Origin of the sequence: Streptomyces gossypii, from assembly GCF_025165795.1 — a bacterium.
In the GTDB taxonomy this organism is placed as follows: domain Bacteria; phylum Actinomycetota; class Actinomycetes; order Streptomycetales; family Streptomycetaceae; genus Streptomyces; species Streptomyces gossypii.
The window spans coordinates 15,216-30,399 of sequence record NZ_JAJAGO010000014.1; the positions used below are offsets into that span (position 1 = coordinate 15,216).

General features: G+C 69.3%; 17 protein-coding genes and 1 pseudogene. 10 read left to right on the plus strand and 8 right to left on the minus strand.

What is annotated here, in order from left to right:
- Window positions 1-4 precede the first annotated feature (4 nt).
- The gene (locus tag LHJ74_RS26575) at window positions 5-751 is read right to left on the minus strand and encodes a FadR/GntR family transcriptional regulator (protein WP_260220801.1); all 747 of its coding nucleotides are present in this window, start codon (window positions 749-751) and stop codon (window positions 5-7) included.
- Window positions 752-825: 74 nt separating this feature from the next.
- On the opposite strand from LHJ74_RS26575, the gene LHJ74_RS26580 reads away from it, so the two are divergent.
- The 3 genes from LHJ74_RS26580 to LHJ74_RS26590 are packed head-to-tail and all read left to right on the plus strand — an operon-like array spanning window position 826 to window position 4,445.
- A complete protein-coding gene (locus tag LHJ74_RS26580; protein ID WP_260220802.1) occupies window positions 826-2,193 on the plus strand; it encodes a glutamine synthetase family protein in 1,368 nt (455 codons plus the stop codon).
- Between the two features lie 22 nt (window positions 2,194-2,215).
- Entirely contained in the window at window positions 2,216-3,580 is a 1,365-nt protein-coding gene (locus tag LHJ74_RS26585) for an aldehyde dehydrogenase family protein (RefSeq protein WP_260220803.1), read from the plus strand.
- A gap of 52 nt (window positions 3,581-3,632) precedes the next feature.
- Window positions 3,633-4,445: a 3-oxoacyl-ACP reductase gene (locus LHJ74_RS26590; RefSeq protein ID WP_260220804.1), complete on the plus strand. Its 813-nt coding sequence runs from the start codon at window positions 3,633-3,635 to the stop codon at window positions 4,443-4,445.
- Between the two features lie 131 nt (window positions 4,446-4,576).
- On the opposite strand, the gene LHJ74_RS26595 is transcribed toward LHJ74_RS26590, so the two are convergent.
- Together LHJ74_RS26595 and LHJ74_RS26600 are read right to left on the minus strand one after the other, a co-directional pair.
- Window positions 4,577-4,978: a hypothetical protein gene (locus tag LHJ74_RS26595; RefSeq protein ID WP_260220805.1), complete on the minus strand. Its 402-nt coding sequence runs from the start codon at window positions 4,976-4,978 to the stop codon at window positions 4,577-4,579.
- A 57-nt stretch (window positions 4,979-5,035) separates the two neighbouring features.
- Window positions 5,036-6,127: pseudogene (locus tag LHJ74_RS26600) on the minus strand (IS701 family transposase).
- 166 nt (window positions 6,128-6,293) lie between these two features.
- Between LHJ74_RS26600 and LHJ74_RS26605 the strand changes: the two are divergent.
- A complete protein-coding gene (locus tag LHJ74_RS26605) occupies window positions 6,294-6,698 on the plus strand; it encodes a type II toxin-antitoxin system PemK/MazF family toxin (protein WP_260220806.1) in 405 nt (134 codons plus the stop codon).
- A gap of 519 nt (window positions 6,699-7,217) precedes the next feature.
- Here LHJ74_RS26605 and LHJ74_RS26610 read toward each other — a convergent pair.
- Window positions 7,218-7,952, minus strand: coding sequence for an SDR family NAD(P)-dependent oxidoreductase (locus LHJ74_RS26610; protein ID WP_260220807.1), 735 nt, complete (start codon window positions 7,950-7,952; stop codon window positions 7,218-7,220).
- 152 nt (window positions 7,953-8,104) lie between these two features.
- Between LHJ74_RS26610 and LHJ74_RS26615 the strand changes: the two genes are divergently transcribed.
- Genes LHJ74_RS26615 through LHJ74_RS26625 form a run of 3 tightly spaced genes read left to right on the plus strand, consistent with a single transcriptional unit; the run spans window position 8,105 to window position 9,737 of the window.
- The gene (locus LHJ74_RS26615) at window positions 8,105-8,737 is read left to right on the plus strand and encodes a TetR/AcrR family transcriptional regulator (protein ID WP_260220808.1); all 633 of its coding nucleotides are present in this window, start codon (window positions 8,105-8,107) and stop codon (window positions 8,735-8,737) included.
- A gap of 45 nt (window positions 8,738-8,782) precedes the next feature.
- A complete protein-coding gene (locus LHJ74_RS26620) occupies window positions 8,783-9,118 on the plus strand; it encodes a hypothetical protein (RefSeq protein WP_260220809.1) in 336 nt (111 codons plus the stop codon).
- Window positions 9,119-9,173: 55 nt separating this feature from the next.
- Entirely contained in the window at window positions 9,174-9,737 is a 564-nt protein-coding gene (locus LHJ74_RS26625; protein ID WP_260220810.1) for a dihydrofolate reductase family protein, read from the plus strand.
- Between the two features lie 9 nt (window positions 9,738-9,746).
- On the opposite strand, the gene LHJ74_RS26630 is transcribed toward LHJ74_RS26625, so the two are convergent.
- Window positions 9,747-10,286, minus strand: coding sequence for a GNAT family N-acetyltransferase (locus LHJ74_RS26630; protein WP_260220811.1), 540 nt, complete (start codon window positions 10,284-10,286; stop codon window positions 9,747-9,749).
- Window positions 10,287-10,434: 148 nt separating this feature from the next.
- Here LHJ74_RS26630 and LHJ74_RS26635 point away from each other — a divergent pair, with 148 nt between their 5' ends.
- Window positions 10,435-12,027, plus strand: a complete 1,593-nt coding sequence (locus LHJ74_RS26635) for a peptide chain release factor 3 (protein ID WP_260220812.1) — start codon at window positions 10,435-10,437, stop codon at window positions 12,025-12,027.
- Between the two features lie 79 nt (window positions 12,028-12,106).
- Here the strand turns inward: LHJ74_RS26635 and LHJ74_RS26640 are convergent, their stop codons facing one another.
- Together LHJ74_RS26640 and LHJ74_RS26645 are read right to left on the minus strand one after the other, a co-directional pair.
- Window positions 12,107-12,298, minus strand: coding sequence for a DUF397 domain-containing protein (locus LHJ74_RS26640; RefSeq protein WP_260220813.1), 192 nt, complete (start codon window positions 12,296-12,298; stop codon window positions 12,107-12,109).
- Window positions 12,299-12,338: 40 nt separating this feature from the next.
- Complete coding sequence (locus LHJ74_RS26645; protein WP_260220814.1) at window positions 12,339-13,217, minus strand: helix-turn-helix domain-containing protein; 879 nt, start codon at window positions 13,215-13,217, stop codon at window positions 12,339-12,341.
- 1 nt (window position 13,218) lies between these two features.
- On the opposite strand from LHJ74_RS26645, the gene LHJ74_RS26650 reads away from it, so the two are divergent.
- Together LHJ74_RS26650 and LHJ74_RS26655 are read left to right on the plus strand one after the other, a co-directional pair.
- Complete coding sequence (locus LHJ74_RS26650) at window positions 13,219-13,617, plus strand: protein kinase family protein (RefSeq protein WP_260220815.1); 399 nt, start codon at window positions 13,219-13,221, stop codon at window positions 13,615-13,617.
- 163 nt (window positions 13,618-13,780) lie between these two features.
- Complete coding sequence (locus LHJ74_RS26655) at window positions 13,781-14,086, plus strand: GNAT family N-acetyltransferase (protein ID WP_260220816.1); 306 nt, start codon at window positions 13,781-13,783, stop codon at window positions 14,084-14,086.
- Window positions 14,087-14,302: 216 nt separating this feature from the next.
- Here the strand turns inward: LHJ74_RS26655 and LHJ74_RS26660 are convergent, their stop codons facing one another.
- Window positions 14,303-14,752, minus strand: coding sequence for a hypothetical protein (locus LHJ74_RS26660; RefSeq protein ID WP_260220817.1), 450 nt, complete (start codon window positions 14,750-14,752; stop codon window positions 14,303-14,305).
- Between the last annotated feature and the right edge of the window lie 432 nt (window positions 14,753-15,184).

The following is a 15,184-nucleotide window of genomic DNA, read 5'->3' on the forward strand; positions in this document are numbered from 1 at the left end:
CTGCTCAGGCGATGAATCCGCGCAGCAGCGCCGCCGTGCCCGCACAGTGCTCGCGCATCACCTCGCGCGCCCCGTCCGCGTCGCCCTCCAGAACCGCCTCGACCAGCGCCTCGTGCTGCTCCTGCGAGTGCTCGAGGTTGCGGACGAGCAGCGGGATGCAGCCGAGCAGATCGTTGACGGTCGCGCGGACGGCCGCGTACTGCGCGGCGAGCGACGGGGAGCCGCAGAGCTCCGCCAGCGTGAGATGCAGCAGCGTGTCCACCTGGCGATAGTCGGTCAGCGGCGCGTCGCGCGTCGCCTCCAGTGCGGCCCGCAGCCGCTCCCGCCGCTCGTCACCGAGCCCGTGTGCCGCACACAGCCCGGCCGCGCCCACCTCCAGGACCTCCCGGAACCGCAGCGTGTCCTCGATGTCCACCTTCTCGATCCGCCGCCGCAGCTCGTCCTCGAGACGGCTGCCGGCGACCTCGGGCCGCCGCCGCACGAAAGTCCCGCCGTACCGGCCGCGTCGGGCCTCCACCAGCCCCTGGTCCTGGAGCACCTTCAGGACTTCGCGCAGCGTGACCCGGCTGACCCCCAGCCGGTCGGCCAGCTCGCGCTCGGCCGGCAGCCGCTCGCCGTGCGGCACGAGACCGAGCCGTACGACCTGGAGTATCTGCTCCAGGGCCTCCTCGAAGCCGTTGCCCGCCCGCACGGGGCGCAGCAGCACCGGGCCCAGTCTGTCCGGCGCGACAAATTCCTGAGCCTCACTCATCGAAGCCCCTTCCCAATCAATGGTTCTTGTGCATACCTTATGGCATCCGGTTGCACCGACGAGAGGCACTCCCCGTGGCTGACCGTACGTCCCCGCTCTCCGTCGGCGAACTGAGGAGGCTCGTCGACACCGGCGAGATCGACACCGTCGTCCTCGCCTTCACCGATATGCAAGGCAGGCTCCAGGGCAAGCGGTTCGCCGCCCGCTTCTTCCTCGATGACGCTCTGGAGCGCGGCACCGAAGGCTGCAACTACCTTCTCGCCGTGGATGTCGACCTCAACACGGTCGACGGCTACAGCATGTCCTCGTGGGAGCGCGGATACGGAGACTTCGCCATGCTCTGCGACCTCGGCACGCTGCGCCGCACCCCCTGGAACCCCGGCACCGCCCTGGTCACCGCCGACCTGGCCTGGCACGACGGCACGCCCGTCGTCGCCTCCCCGCGCCAGATCCTGCGCCGCCAGCTCGACCGGCTCGCCGAGCACGGCTGGACGGCGTATGCCGGCACCGAGCTGGAGTTCATGCTCTTCAAGGACACCTACGAAGACGCCTGGGCCCGCGGCTACCGCGACATGAACCCCGCGAACCTCTACAACGTGGACTACTCGATCCTCGGCACCAGCCGCGTCGAGCCAGTGCTGCGCCGCATCCGCAACGAGATGGGCGCGGCGGGCATGACCGTCGAGTCGGCAAAGGGAGAGTGCAACCTCGGCCAGCACGAGATCGCCTTCCGCTACGACGAGGCGCTCACCACCTGCGACCAGCACTCGATCTACAAGACCGGTGCCAAGGAGATCGCCTCCCAGGAGGGCATGTCGCTCACCTTCATGGCGAAGTACGACGAGCGCGAGGGCAACTCCTGCCACATCCACCTCTCACTGCGCGACGAGGCCGGGCAGCCCGTGCTCGCCGACGACGAGGGCCCGTACGGCATGTCGAAGCTCATGCGGCACTTCCTCGCCGGACAGATAGTGGCGATGCGCGACTTCACCCTCCTGTACGCGCCGAACATCAACTCCTACAAGCGGTTCCGGCCCGGCTCCTTCGCACCCACCGCCGTCACCTGGGGCCCCGACAACCGCACCTGCGCCCTGCGCGTCATCGGCCACGGCCAGTCCCACCGCTTCGAGAACCGCCTCCCCGGCGGCGATGTGAATCCGTACCTCGCGGTGGCCGGCATGGTCGCGGCAGGGCTGTACGGCGTGGAGCACGAGCTGGAGCTCCCCGAGGAGTGCACCGGCAACGCCTACGCGGGCGATGCCGCACACGTACCCGTCACCCTGCGGGAGGCCGCGGAGCTCTGGGAGGCCAGCCCGATCGCTCGCGCCGCCTTCGGTGACGACGTGGTCGAGCACTACACCCACATGGCCCGCGTCGAGCAGGACGCGTACGACAGCGCCGTCACCGACTGGGAGCGGTTCCGCTCCTTCGAGCGCATGTAACTCCCGAGCAGGCGAGGAAACCTTGAGCAAGCACTACGTACTCAATCCGGCGACCGAGGAAACCGTCGCCACCGTCGCCGGGGCGACCCCGGCCGACGTCGACGCTGCCGTCGCACGCGCGGCCAAGGCCCAGGAAAACTGGGCGAGCGTCAGCCCCGGCGACCGGGCGCGGCTGCTGCGCCGCTTCGCCACCGTCATCGACGACCACCTCGAGGAACTCGCGCAGCTCGAGGTCCGCGAAGCGGGCCACCCGATCGGCAACGCACGCGGGGAAGCGGGCAACGCCCGCGACCTCTTCGCCTACGCGGCAGGCGGAGTCGAACGACTGAACGGCCAGCAGATCCCCGTGCCGGGTGGCCTGAACATCACCTTCCACGAACCCTTCGGCGTCGTCGCCGTCATCGCGCCGTGGAACTTCCCGATGCCGATCGCCGCCTGGGGCGTCGCGCCCGCGCTCGCCGCCGGCAACGCCGTCCTCCTCAAGCCCGCCGAGCTGACCCCGCTCACCGCGATCCGGCTGGCCGAGCTCGGCCTCGAAGCCGGGCTTCCCGAGGGCCTGTTCCAGGCCGTGCCCGGCGCCGGCCGCATCGCGGGCAACGCGCTCGTCGAACACCCCGGTGTCGCCAAGATCGTCTTCACCGGCTCGACCGGTGTCGGCAAGCAGATCATGGCCAAGTGCGCCGACCGCGTGAAGCGGCTGACCCTCGAACTCGGCGGCAAGAGTCCGAACATCATCTTCGCCGACGCCGACCTCGAGAAGGCCGCGGCCGCCACCCCCGGCTCCTTCCTCGACAACACCGGCCAGGACTGCTGCGCCCGCAGCCGCATCCTCGTCCAGCGCAGCGTCTACGACCGCTACCTGGAACTCCTCGAGCCGGCCGTCACCTCCTTCCGCGCAGGCGACCCGACCGACCCGGCCACCCAGATGGGCCCGCTGATCTCCGCGGCCCAGCGGGAGACCGTACGGTCCTACGTCCCCGAGGACGCCCCCGTCGCCTTCCGCGGCGAGGCACCCGACGGCAAGGGCTTCTGGTACCCGGCGACCGTGCTCACCCCGCACTCCCCGGACCACCCGGCAGCCGTCGAGGAGATCTTCGGTCCCGTCGCGGTCGTCCTCCCGTTCGAGGACGAGGCCGACGCCGTACGCCTGGCCAACGCCACCGAATACGGCCTGTCCGGCTCCATCTGGACCCGCGACGTCGGCCGCGCCCTCCGCGTCTCCAGTGCGGTCGCAGCAGGCAACCTCTCCGTCAACTCGCACAGCAGCGTCCGCTACTGGACCCCCTTCGGCGGCTACAAGCAGTCCGGCCTGGGCCGGGAGCTGGGCCCCGACGCCCTCGCGGCCTTCACCGAGACCAAGAACGTCTTCATCAGCACCGAGGACTGACCGCTGACCCCCGGCTGTCCCGTTTCGCCCTTGTGAGAGAAAGGCCAGTCCCTTGACTGAGCAGAACCTCCCCTCGCCTCCGGCAGGGGGACCCTCTGTGTGCCGCCGCCTGGTCGGCCGTACCGCAGTCGTCACCGGAGCCGGCAGCGGCATCGGCCTCGCCACCGTCCGCCGCCTGGCCTCCGAGGGCGCGAACCTCGTGTGCGCCGACATCGACGCGACCACCGGCAAGGCCGCGGCCGCCGAGGTCGACGGCATCTTCGTCCAGGTCGACGTCACCGATCCCGAACAGGTCGAGGCGCTCTTCAAGACCGCCTACGACACCTACGGCTCGGTCGACATCGCCTTCAACAACGCCGGCATCTCGCCGCCCGAGGACGACTCCATCCTCACCACCGGCCTGGAGGCATGGAAGCGCGTCCAGGAGGTCAACCTGACCTCCGTCTATCTCTGCTGCAAGGCCGCGCTCCCCTACATGCAGCGCCAGGGCAAGGGCTCCATCATCAACACGGCCTCCTTCGTGGCCGTCATTGGCGCCGCCACCTCGCAGATCTCCTACACCGCGTCCAAGGGCGGCGTACTCGCCATGTCGCGCGAGCTCGGTGTGCAGTTCGCCCGCGAAGGCATCCGGGTCAACGCGCTGTGCCCGGGGCCGGTCAACACCCCGCTCCTGAAGGAGCTGTTCGCCAAGGACCCCGAGAAGGCCGAACGCCGCCTCGTGCACGTCCCCGCAGGCCGGTTCGCCGAGCCGGAGGAGATGGCCGCCGCCGTCGCCTTTCTGGCCAGCGACGACTCGTCCTTCGTCAACGCCGCCGACTTCCTCGTCGACGGCGGCATCGCGGGCGCGTACGTCACCCCACTCTGAACGATCAGCCGCGTCTGCCGTTTCAGCCACTCCTCAGGCAGCCGGGCCTCGCACGGCGCGCCCGGCCCGGCTGCCCCACACCGGCGATCGTGGACCGCACGGGTGGCGCCATGCCGCATCGCCGCCGCAGGTCAGAAGCGACCGGAGATGAGTGAGTACAGGCGTTCCACGCTGCTCCTCGTGCCCGCATGGTCGCCGGCGAAGCCGCTCCGGGGATTCAGACGCAGCTTGCTGCCGTCGGCGCGACGGATGCGGATGTACGTATTGCCGGTGTAGGCGCCCTTCATGCGAACCTCCTGCGGGAGATCGGCCAACGCCACCTCGTCCAGCGGATCGGCCCAGAGAAGCCCCTTGTCCCGGATCGACCAGTAGGTGCTTTTGATCGCGAGAACGCGACGGTCGGTGACGCCGACGACGACACGGGAGAGGCCGGCACCTGTGTAGGCGGATACGGCTGCCCGCAGCTCCTCGTCCCCGGCGAGGCGAGCACGCACGACACGTTCGAGCTCGGAATCGCCCATCATGGCCTCCACATAAGAGAGTTGGACCGACGGATCAGCCTAGTACTCCAGCGCCGTAGATCGTGATCTTCATGCTTGAGCGGCTTGTCGCCGGTAGTGGCTGGTCTGGGATCGAGCCTGGTGGCGGCGTCGCCAGACGGACCAGCGAAGCCGGTGGACAGGGTCAAAGGCGCGTTGGATGACAAGCGTGATGAACAGTCGTTGGATCTCGTAGGCCGCCAAGCCTTTGCCGGACTGGAAAAAGTCCTCGACCCGCCAACTTGATCCAGCGACGCGCACCAGGGTGGTCAGCGGCACTACGGCCGGCGAGTAGCAGCGGTAATATGCGAGTTCGCCGGTGCTGTGATTGCGGCGGATTAGCAACTGCCGGCTCCCGGGCTGGGGGCGGTGAGGCCGATGACGGCCCAGTCGTAGAAGCGGTGGCCCTTGGCTCCGGCTCCTGCGGATAGCTTCTGCCAGGCTCTCTTGGGCACCTTCCTGGCCAGCATGTCGGCGCGGAACTTCCCGGCGCCTGTGGTGACTTCGTACGAGCAGGCCACCGCGAGGACGTAGCCGGTGCCACGTTCCTCCAGCGCGGCGCGCAGCCTCGGGTTGCCGCCGTAGACCTCGTCTCCCGCGACCCAGGCGGCCCGGTGGCCGGCGTCGAGGAATCGGGTGACCATGCGAGCGGCCAGCTCCGGCTTGGTCGCGAACTCCGTCTTGTCGCCAAGGCCGGCTGCCCGGCAGCGGTCGGGGTCGGAGGTCCAGGAACGCGGAACGTACAGTTCCCGGTCCGCCGCGGCGTGCCCGCGGCGGCCGGCGTAGACCAGATAGACGGCGACCTGGGCGTTCTCGATCCTGCCCGCGGTGCCGGTGTACTGCCGCTGAGCACCGACAGTGTCGGTGCCCTTCTTCACGTCGCCGGTCTCGTCGACAACCAGGACTGCCTCGTCGTCGTGCAAATGCTCGACCACGTAGGCGCGCACGTCGTCGCGGACCTGGTCGGCGTCCCACTTGGCCCGCCCGAGCAGGTGCTGCATGCCGTCCGGGGTTTTTGTCCCCGGCCCACTCGGCGATGGTCCAGCAGTTCTTGCGCGGCAGGTCGGACAGCCGGCCGAGTACCAACTTCCGGGCCCGGTGCCGGGATTCCACCCGCGTGCACCGTCCCGCTATCCGGCTCATCAGGCCCTCGAACGCTTCCTGCCAGCGGGCAGGGTCTACGCTGTGACCTGCGGCCACCGCATGATCGTTTGTCTTCACACACCGATGATCAACGGTGGCCGCGCCCGTCTCCACAACGCGTCAGGGCCGCGCAGCGTCTGCCTGCCGTCCTGTATTTGGAGGACTTGTGCAACGTGGCGAAGTCTGGTGGGTTCAGTTCGACGAGCGGAGGTTGGTCGTACTGCTGTCGGGAGAGGACACGTCCGGGATCCGGGTGATGCAGGTCGTTGCTCCGGCGGGCGTCGACATCAGCGGTCTGGGCATCGAAGTGATGGTGGGCGCCGGTGAAGGACTGCCGTTCGAAGGCGTGCTGCGGCTCGCGTTCCCGCGTCCAGGCTTCACCCCGTGCACGTGGCTGACCACTGTGTCCCGGGACGACCTGATAGAGCGGGAGGCCGTCCTGTCCTCCCTGAAGCTCAGCGAGATTGACGACGCCCTCCGACTCGCCGAACAAGCGCACGAGCGTACCCCGGCAACGGCCGCGAAGCTCAGCGAGATACGGGACGCCCTCCGTCTCGGTGAACTCGGGTAGACGAAGAAGGAGCCGACGCCCGTGACGGCGTGGGCGATCTCGGGCGAGATGATCCACGCTGGCCTCGGCGCCCCTCACCACCGAGATCACGATCTACGGCTGGAGTACCAGTACTCCAGCGGTAGTTCGCTATCGTCCCTGGTCAGGGGCTTGCTATTGAGTCTAGTTGACCGACGGTGCGTCATGTTGTGGCAGTTCGTGACTACCGCTGGATCACTAGTGGCTTCTGGGCCGCCCTGGCCGCATGGATGGCCATCGAAAGGGCCACGCGCATGGCTGCGTTCGGCAGGTCACAGTCGTCGATCAGAGCGGTGGCGGGGCCACCGGCGCGCGGGCTGGCACGGCTGAGCATGAGGCGGGGCGGAGGGCGGTGACCAGGTCGGCGGCTCGTACGCTGGGTCAGCGTACGGGTGCACAGGGTGGACAGTTGGTGTGACCGACTGTGACGATCTGCGAGTTGGATGTGAAAGGCGGGGCGGGTTTGCCTGACCCTGAGCGTCCTGCTCAGCGCCTCAGGCGCTACGCGGTGGCCTGCGGAGTCATCGACTCGGGGTGGAACTGCTCGACGCGGTCGCGCTTGGTGTACATGTTCCAGTAGTCCTCTGCGAGGTCGTCCGGGTCGGCGACCGGGAACTGCGGACCGTCGGCCGAGTCGAAGGCGGCCTGGGCCGCGGCGGACACCTCACTGCGGGCGATCAGGGACGCGATGGTCAGGGCGCCGGCGTAGATACCCGTGTCAGCCAGCTCGGCGTTGAGGGAGTACAGGTAATTGCGGGTGGCCGACATCACCGGCCCCAGACCGCTGAGGTGGGGCATGGGTTGCGCCGCTGAGTAGCCCTGAGCCAGCAGGAAGGCGCCCTCGCCGCGCTCGGTCCACTCCGGCAGCACGGCGCGGACCACCTCGACCGGGGTGAACAGCAGCAGCGGGGTCAGGCCCTCCAGGATGGCCGCGTCCAGCTCGGTGGCCGGGGTGAAGCCCTGGTCGCCGCTGATCGGCCCGTACTCGACCACGTCGATCCGGCCGAAGCGCTCACGGATCGCCCCGACGAGAGCGGGCACCCCGGCGGGCTTGGAAAGGTCGGCGGAGAACGCGACCGCCTCAATGCCTTCACCGGCGAGCACCTCGACGAGGGCGTCCAGCCGGTCCTTGCGGCGGGCCACCAGCGCAACCCGGAAGCCTTCGTGCCCGAAGCGGCGGGCCACGGACACACCCAGACCGGTACCAGCACCGAAGACGGCGATCACCTTGGACATGGGACTGCTCCTTGCCGTAACAGCATTCTTGACCCTGGGGTCAACTTACGCGGTCGACGTTAACATGCAACTTGGTCCATGGGTCAAGTTAATCTGGTGGGGGGGAATGCGACCATGGAGGCCGCAACGCCGGAGCCAGGAGGAACGACCTGATGCGGGCCGACGCGCAACGGAACGCGGAGAAACTGCGGGCAGCCGCCGCCGAGCTCTTCCAGGAGCGCGGCCTCAAGGTGCCCCTGAAAGAAATCGCCCGCCGGGCCGGCGTCAGCCACGGCACCCTCTACAACCTCTTCGGCACACGCGAGGCGCTCATCGACGAAGTGGTGGCCGGCCTGGCCGCAGACCGTCTCGGCGAAGCCGCCGAGCACGCCCTGTCCTTCGAGGAGGCCGGGGAGGGATTCGCGTACTACGCAGAGAGGGTCTGTGAACTGCAGGCCACCGATCCCGCGGTCGCCGACGTCGTCAGCGGACGCTATCCGGCTGCCGAGTGCCTGATGGCTATCTGCGGCCGGGCGCAGGACGCCGCCACACGGATCATCGAGCGAGCCCGGCTGGCCGGCGCTATCCGTCCGGACTTCACCGGCGAGGACCTCCTGCTCTTCTTCGGCACCAACGCTCTGCTCGCTCGCGCGGTCGCGGACACTGCGCCGGACGCCTGGCGCCGCCAAGTCGCCTTCTTGCTTGACGGACTGAGCGCGGAAACATCGCAAGGGCCGCTTTCCGTCGCCCCGCTGACCCCGCAGCAGATGTACGACGTGATGGGCAGGCTCGCCGGCGCGCCGTAGCAGGTGCGGACGCCTCAGGGAGCGGAAGGACGTCTCACCCCTCTCTTGCCCTTCGTCCCGCCGAGCAGCTTCTGGCCGGGAACATCGCTGCCGGACGCCTGGTCGACCGCCACGACTCCATCCGCGTCCCTGGCCGGTGCGCTCGCCCTCGCGGCCGTCACCCTGGCGCAAGACCGGCTCGGGCTGGACCCCGCCGCACTGGGGCTGGTGGCCGCCGGAATCACCGCCCTGACGCTCCTCTGGCATCTGGGAACCACGCGTCGGCCCGCCGCGCGCGGCCCCGTGCCGGCGGCCACGTCACCAGCACACCGCCCGGTCAGCCGGGTCGGCCAGGCCCAGGAGGAACCGCCTTGGCCCAGCGGATCCCGCGAGTCGCGATGAGTTCTGCGGCGTCCGGCGGTCGTACTGTCGAACCCGATACCGAGGAGGCATTCGGATGCGCAGCGTGACCTACTCGATGTCCGTGTCGCTGGACGGCTACATCGTCGGGCCGGACGGCGACTTCGACTGGACGGTGCCCGACGAGGAGGTCTTCCGCTTCTGGATCGACGAGATCCGAGAGGTGGGCGTCCATCTGCTGGGACGACGGCTGTACGAGACGATGCTGTACTGGGAGACCGCCGACCAGGACCCCTCGCTCGACGACTCAATGCGCGAGTGGACCTCGCTCTGGAAGCCGCTCCCGAAGGTGGTGTTCTCCACCACCCTGCCGGCGGTGCGGGGCAACGCCCGCCTGGCATCCGGCAGCCCGGCGGAGGAGATCGAGCGGTTGCGGGCCGAGCCGGGGGAGGGCGACATCGCGATCGGCGGCGCCACCCTCGCCGCCGAGGCGGCTGCGTCGGGCCTGATCGACGAGTACCGGGCCATGGTCTACCCGGTGCTGGTCGGCGGTGGCATTCCGTTCTTTCCCCGGCGCGAGCGCCGGGTGGATCTCGAACTCGCCGAGACCCGCACCTTCGGGTCAGGAGTCGTCTACCTCCGCCACCGCGTGGTGCGTTAGGCGGCGGTCCTATGCGGCGGCCAGCCGCTTCGCGTAGCGCACCTCCGGCACCGGGACGCCCTGCACGTCGTACGACTCCTCTGCGCCGTCCGGGTGGAAGCCCGCCCGTTCGTAGAAGCGGCGGGCGCGCGCGTTGCCTTTCACCACCCACAGGAGGACGCGCGGAAAGGAGCGTGCCTCCGCCTGCCGGAGGCAGACGTCCATCAGCGCGCGCCCGGTGCCGGTGCCGATCGATTCCGGGTGCACATAGAGGGCGTACACCTCCCCGTCCGAGGTGAAGGGGCGCCCGGCGGGCGGAAGGTCGCCTTCCCGGTACGGACCGAGCGCCGCCCAGCCGGTGATCCGGCCCGCCGTGTCCTCCGCGACGAAGTTGCTGATCACCTCGCGCGTCCGGGTGAATGCCCGCCGCCGCTCCCCGGCGTCCCCCTCCGAGGAGAGGGAGTCCAGATACTCCTGCGGCATCAGCCCGGCGTACGCGTGCTGCCAGCCTCGGACCCGCACCGCCGCCACGGCCCCGACGTCCGCCTCCGTCATCTCCCGTATCCGCATCGCGTGATGTTCTCAGTCGCGCAGCCGCCACGGAAAGCGATATCGGGCATGTCACGCACCGTGCGGGTTCCGTGAACGGACGGTCGTCCTCCGGACGGGAGTAAGGTTTGCGGGTGGGAGTACACCAAGCGAGGGAGTGGCCGTTTTGTTGAGCGGGGACGCGAAAAGCGAGGCGGCTCGGCGGCGGACCTTCGCGGTGATCAGCCATCCGGACGCGGGAAAGTCGACGTTGACGGAGGCGCTGGCGCTGCATGCGCAGGCGATCACGTCGGCGGGTGCGGTGCACGGGAAGTCGGGTCGGCGCGGCGTGGCGTCGGACTGGATGGAGATGGAGAAGGCGCGGGGGATTTCGGTGACCTCCGCGGTGATGCAGTTCGAGCACCAGGGCGTGGTGCTGAATCTGCTCGACACTCCGGGGCACGCGGATTTCTCCGAGGACACCTATCGGGTGCTGGCCGCCGTCGACTGTGCGGTGATGCTCATCGACGCGGCGAAGGGCCTGGAGGAGCAGACCCGGAAACTCTTCGACGTATGCCGCCACCGCGGCGTCCCCGTCATCACGTTCATCAACAAGTGGGACCGGCCCGGACGCGAGGCGCTGGAGCTGCTGGACGAGATCGAGCGGGAGTTCCGCCTCAAGCCCACCCCCGTGACCTGGCCGGTGGGGATGGCGGGCCATCTGCGAGGGATGGTCGACGTACGCGATCAGGACCAGATGCTGCGCTACACCCGCGCTCCCGGCGGGGCCAAGGAAGCGGTCGAGGAAACCGTGAGCGCGGAGCGTGCCGCTGCCGAGGAGGGCGCGGACTGGGTGCAGGCCACCGAGGAGCTGGACCTGCTGCGCGAGACCGGCGGCGTGCACGACCCGGAGGAGTTCCTCGCGGGCAAGACCACCCCGGTGTTCTTCGGTGCGGCCGTCTCCAACATCGGCGTACGGCTGCTGCTGGACGCCGTCGTCGACATGGCACCGGCGCCCGCACCGCGCGAACTGGAGGGCGGCGGTGAGCGTCCGGTCGACGCGCCCTTCTCCGGCCTGGTGTTCAAGGTGCAGGCCAACATGGACCGTTCGCACCGCGACCGGATCGCCTTCGTACGCGTCTGCTCCGGCGTTTTCGAACGCGGCATGACGGTCAAGCAGGCCGCGACCGGCAGGCCCTTCGCGACGAAGTACGCGCACAGCGTGTTCGGCCAGGACCGTACCTCGGTGGAGACGGCCTATCCGGGTGACGTCGTCGGCCTGGTCAACGCCGCCGCGCTCCGCGTCGGTGACACGCTCTACACCGAACGCCGTGCGGTCTTCCCGCCGATGCCCACCTTCGCGCCCGAGCACTTCGCCGTCGTACGCCCCGTCGACATCGGCCGCTCCAAGCAGTTCCGCCGCGGCATCGCCCAACTCGACGAAGAAGGCGTGGTGCAGGTCCTCGTCTCCGACCGGCGCGGCGACCAGGCACCGGTGCTGGCGGCGGTCGGACCGATGCAGTTCGACGTGGTCAAGCACCGGATGGAGAACGAGTTCACCGCGCCGGTGCGGCTGGATCCGCTGGCCTACAGCACGGCACGGGCCACCGATCTGGAGGGCGCCGACGCGCTCAACCGCTCCCGGCTCGTGCACGGCGAGGCGATGCTCCGCGTCCGCGACAGCGCCTGGCTGGGGCTCTTCCCCAGCCGCTGGCACGTCAGCTCCTTCGAGCGTGAGTTCCCCGACCTCCCCCTGGAGACTCTGATCGCCGCGCACCAGTAGGGGCGGGCCGGAGTCCGGCAACGGCCGCCCCCAGGCCAGCGGGGGCGGCCGTCGCCGTACGTCCGGGCGAAGGCGAGGCTCAGGCGCCGAACCCGGCGGCGAACTGGGTGAACCGGGTGAACTGGTCGGCGTCGAAGAGGAGCGCGGGCCCGGCGGGGTGCTTGCTGTCCCGCACGGCGATGCCGCGGTGAGTCCCCCGGACGTCGGCGACCTCGACGCACTGCTGTCCGCCGTCGCTGAACGACGACTTCCACCAGACGGCGTCGGTCATTCGCCCGCGTCGAGGTTGCTCCTACGGTCGTGCTCAGTGGTCATTCGGGGCTTCCTTCCATGATCTTTTTAATGGTCTCCCGTGTCCCTGGCACGGGAAGCGCTGCGGCGCGGATGAGCTCGAAGGCCGATTCAAACGCCTTGACCTCGTCGGTTCCTTCGACGAAGTAGCCGCCCCTGATGTTCTCCAGGTTGATCACCGTGGGCCAGGGTTCTGGAAAACGGACCACGTGGAACGGGCCCACCATTCCGGGGTGGGCAGGGGCTTCCCTCGGCATGACCTGGATCGTGATGTTCGGCAGCTCGGTCATGTCGAGCAGGTGTCGGAGCTGATCTCGCATCAGGGACGGGTAGGCGGCCGAGCGGTAGTGCAGCACCGCCTCGTGGATGATCGCCCACAGCTTGAGGGAGCCCGTCGGCCTGCTGGCGTCGGTGAGGATGGCTTGCCGCTTCTTCCTGATCTCCGTAAGTGCGTTCACGTCGTCCTGGGTGAGCTGTGGTGCGGTCCCGGCGATGATCTCCCGCGCGTACGCGCCGATCTGAAGAAGGCCGGGAATGAGGCCCTGGGCGTAGATGTGGGCGCTCTCGGCGTCTTCTTCGAGGCCGATGTAGTCGCGGTAGCCGTCGGCGACGACATCGCCGTATGTCGTCCACCATCCGGTCTTGTTGGCGTCTTTGGCCAGCCCCTCCAGGGCCGTGATGACGGCCTGGTCTGTCACTCCGTAGTGCGCCAGGAGTGGAGCGACTTCCTTGATCGGCATGTGTGCCTTGGCGTTTTCGATGCGTGACACCTTGCTGGGGTCCCATCGCATGGCTTCCGCCGTGGTGTCGATGCTGACGCCCGCCTGGTTGCGCAGCCTGCGCAAGGCTCCACCAAGGCGCCGGCGCCGGACTGTCGGAACGAGACGAACGGTTGCCATCGTGTGCCTTGCCTTGGCCTGCGGCCCCGACGGCGCCACCGGCCGCACTCCCTATCGCGGTGCCCTCACCCACACCACCGCGCCGGAGACCGCCGCCGCCCTCCTCGGCACCGACGACACCACCCATATCCAGGCCGCCCCCGCAGCCGACGTGTGGTCACTCGGCGCCACCCTGTTCTGGTGCTGGACAGGCCGCCGCCCCTTCGCATACGAGGACGAAACTGACCGTCCCGAAAAACTGCGCATCATCGCCGCCGCATCCCCCACTCCACTACGCCACGCCCGGCCTTGGCCTTTTCCCGAACTCGAAACCCTCATCGCCGCTTGCCTGTCCGGCAACCCAGCCAAGCGGCCGACTGCCGTCGAACTCGCCCACGGGGCTGGGGGACCGACGCCGTGACCACGCCGCGAAGAGCCACTGCGGCCGATGCGCACGAACTCGCCCGCCTACGAGCCGTCATGTTCGTCTCCCTCGGCACCCTGCTGATCCAGCATGGACCGCCTACTGTGCCCGCGCACTGGCCCGACTCCTGAACACCGAGCTGTCAATCGCCGCGTACGTCGTGGACGACGGCACCGGCCGACTCCTGTCCTGCGCAGTCGGCCGCTACACTCCCCGATTGCTGCCCAGCGCCCGCACCATCGCCGCCAATGTCGGAGAAATCGTCTCCGTCGCCACCGATCCCGACCATCGCCGCAACGGCTACGCTCACGCCTGCACCACCGCCGTCATGAGCTGGCTCGCCGAGCATGACGTGTCAGACGTCCGCCTGCGCGCCTCCCCGGACGGACGGCCGTTGTACGAGGGGATGGGATTCGAGGTGATCACGGACGTGTTCATGTCCTGGCGCCCGCCGCCCGCCACGTGACACACCGGAAGGACCGACCGGTCGGCGCATCGCCGTGGGCCGCACCGCTCGCGGGCGCGTCCACCGCAGGACGGTGAGTGGGAAGGATCGCCCTCGTACCGGCGTACTCGGGCGACTGAAGACAACGCAGCGAGGACGGGGTCTCCTCAGGCCCGCAGGGCCGAGGGGACGGGTGCCGGGCGTCGCAGAGATCCGAGAAGATCGTCCGGAGAGGGCCTAGATATCCGCGCAGATCCGGCGGGCCTTTGCCAAGTCCTTCTTCGCCTTGGCGTCGAATTCGAAGAGCCGGGCGTGACGCTGCTGCGCCCGGCTGAGGCTCTCCGACAGCGACTTGTACGCCGGGTCGCCCGCAGCCGCTGCGGCGGACAGGGTGATGGCTCCGTTCCAGCGGTTGAGGGCCACCAGGCCCTCGTCGCCCTTCGCCGGGTACTTCGACTCGTCGAACCCGGCGAGGGCGTCGCATGCGCCGCGCGCATCGGCCGCCGGTCCAGTCTTGGACGTGGATTCGCCTTCGTCCCCCGTGATCGCCCAAGCCGCCCCCACGCCTGCGCCACCCAGCAGCAGCCCGAGCGTCAGGGCTGCCACCAGCAGGCCGGTGCGACGTGGCGCGCCGTCAGACGAGTGCGGGCCGGTGGGTATGGGCGGGGCGGGAGGCTGCTGCTGCATGGCCCTGACCGTACAGGGCCTGCCTCCCGCGTCGCACGCGGACCGGCCCTCTTCTCAGCGCCGCAGAAGGGCGAAGCGGCGCCCGGCGCAGTCAGGGCTCACGGTCGGACCTTGGTGCTTGCCCCCGCGAGTCCACCGCCGGTCCGGATGGGGCAACATTGCCTGACGCGGCACCAAGCCCCGTCCGGGCGGTCTTCTCGGGCCTGCGGCGCCCGGCACCCGTTCGAGGAGCCGAGTCCTACGCGGAGGAGCTGCGCGCATCCTTCCGACCTTACCGGGCAGCGGCGACGGCCTGACGAGCAGATCGCCGCCACGGGGGCCAACGTGATCTTGTGGAACTCCGCACCGGCGCTCGTGTCGAGAGCTACCTGAGCGCTACGGGCCCTGGAAGACCGCGCACGAACGGCTGCGGATCTGGACCGCGGACGGCAC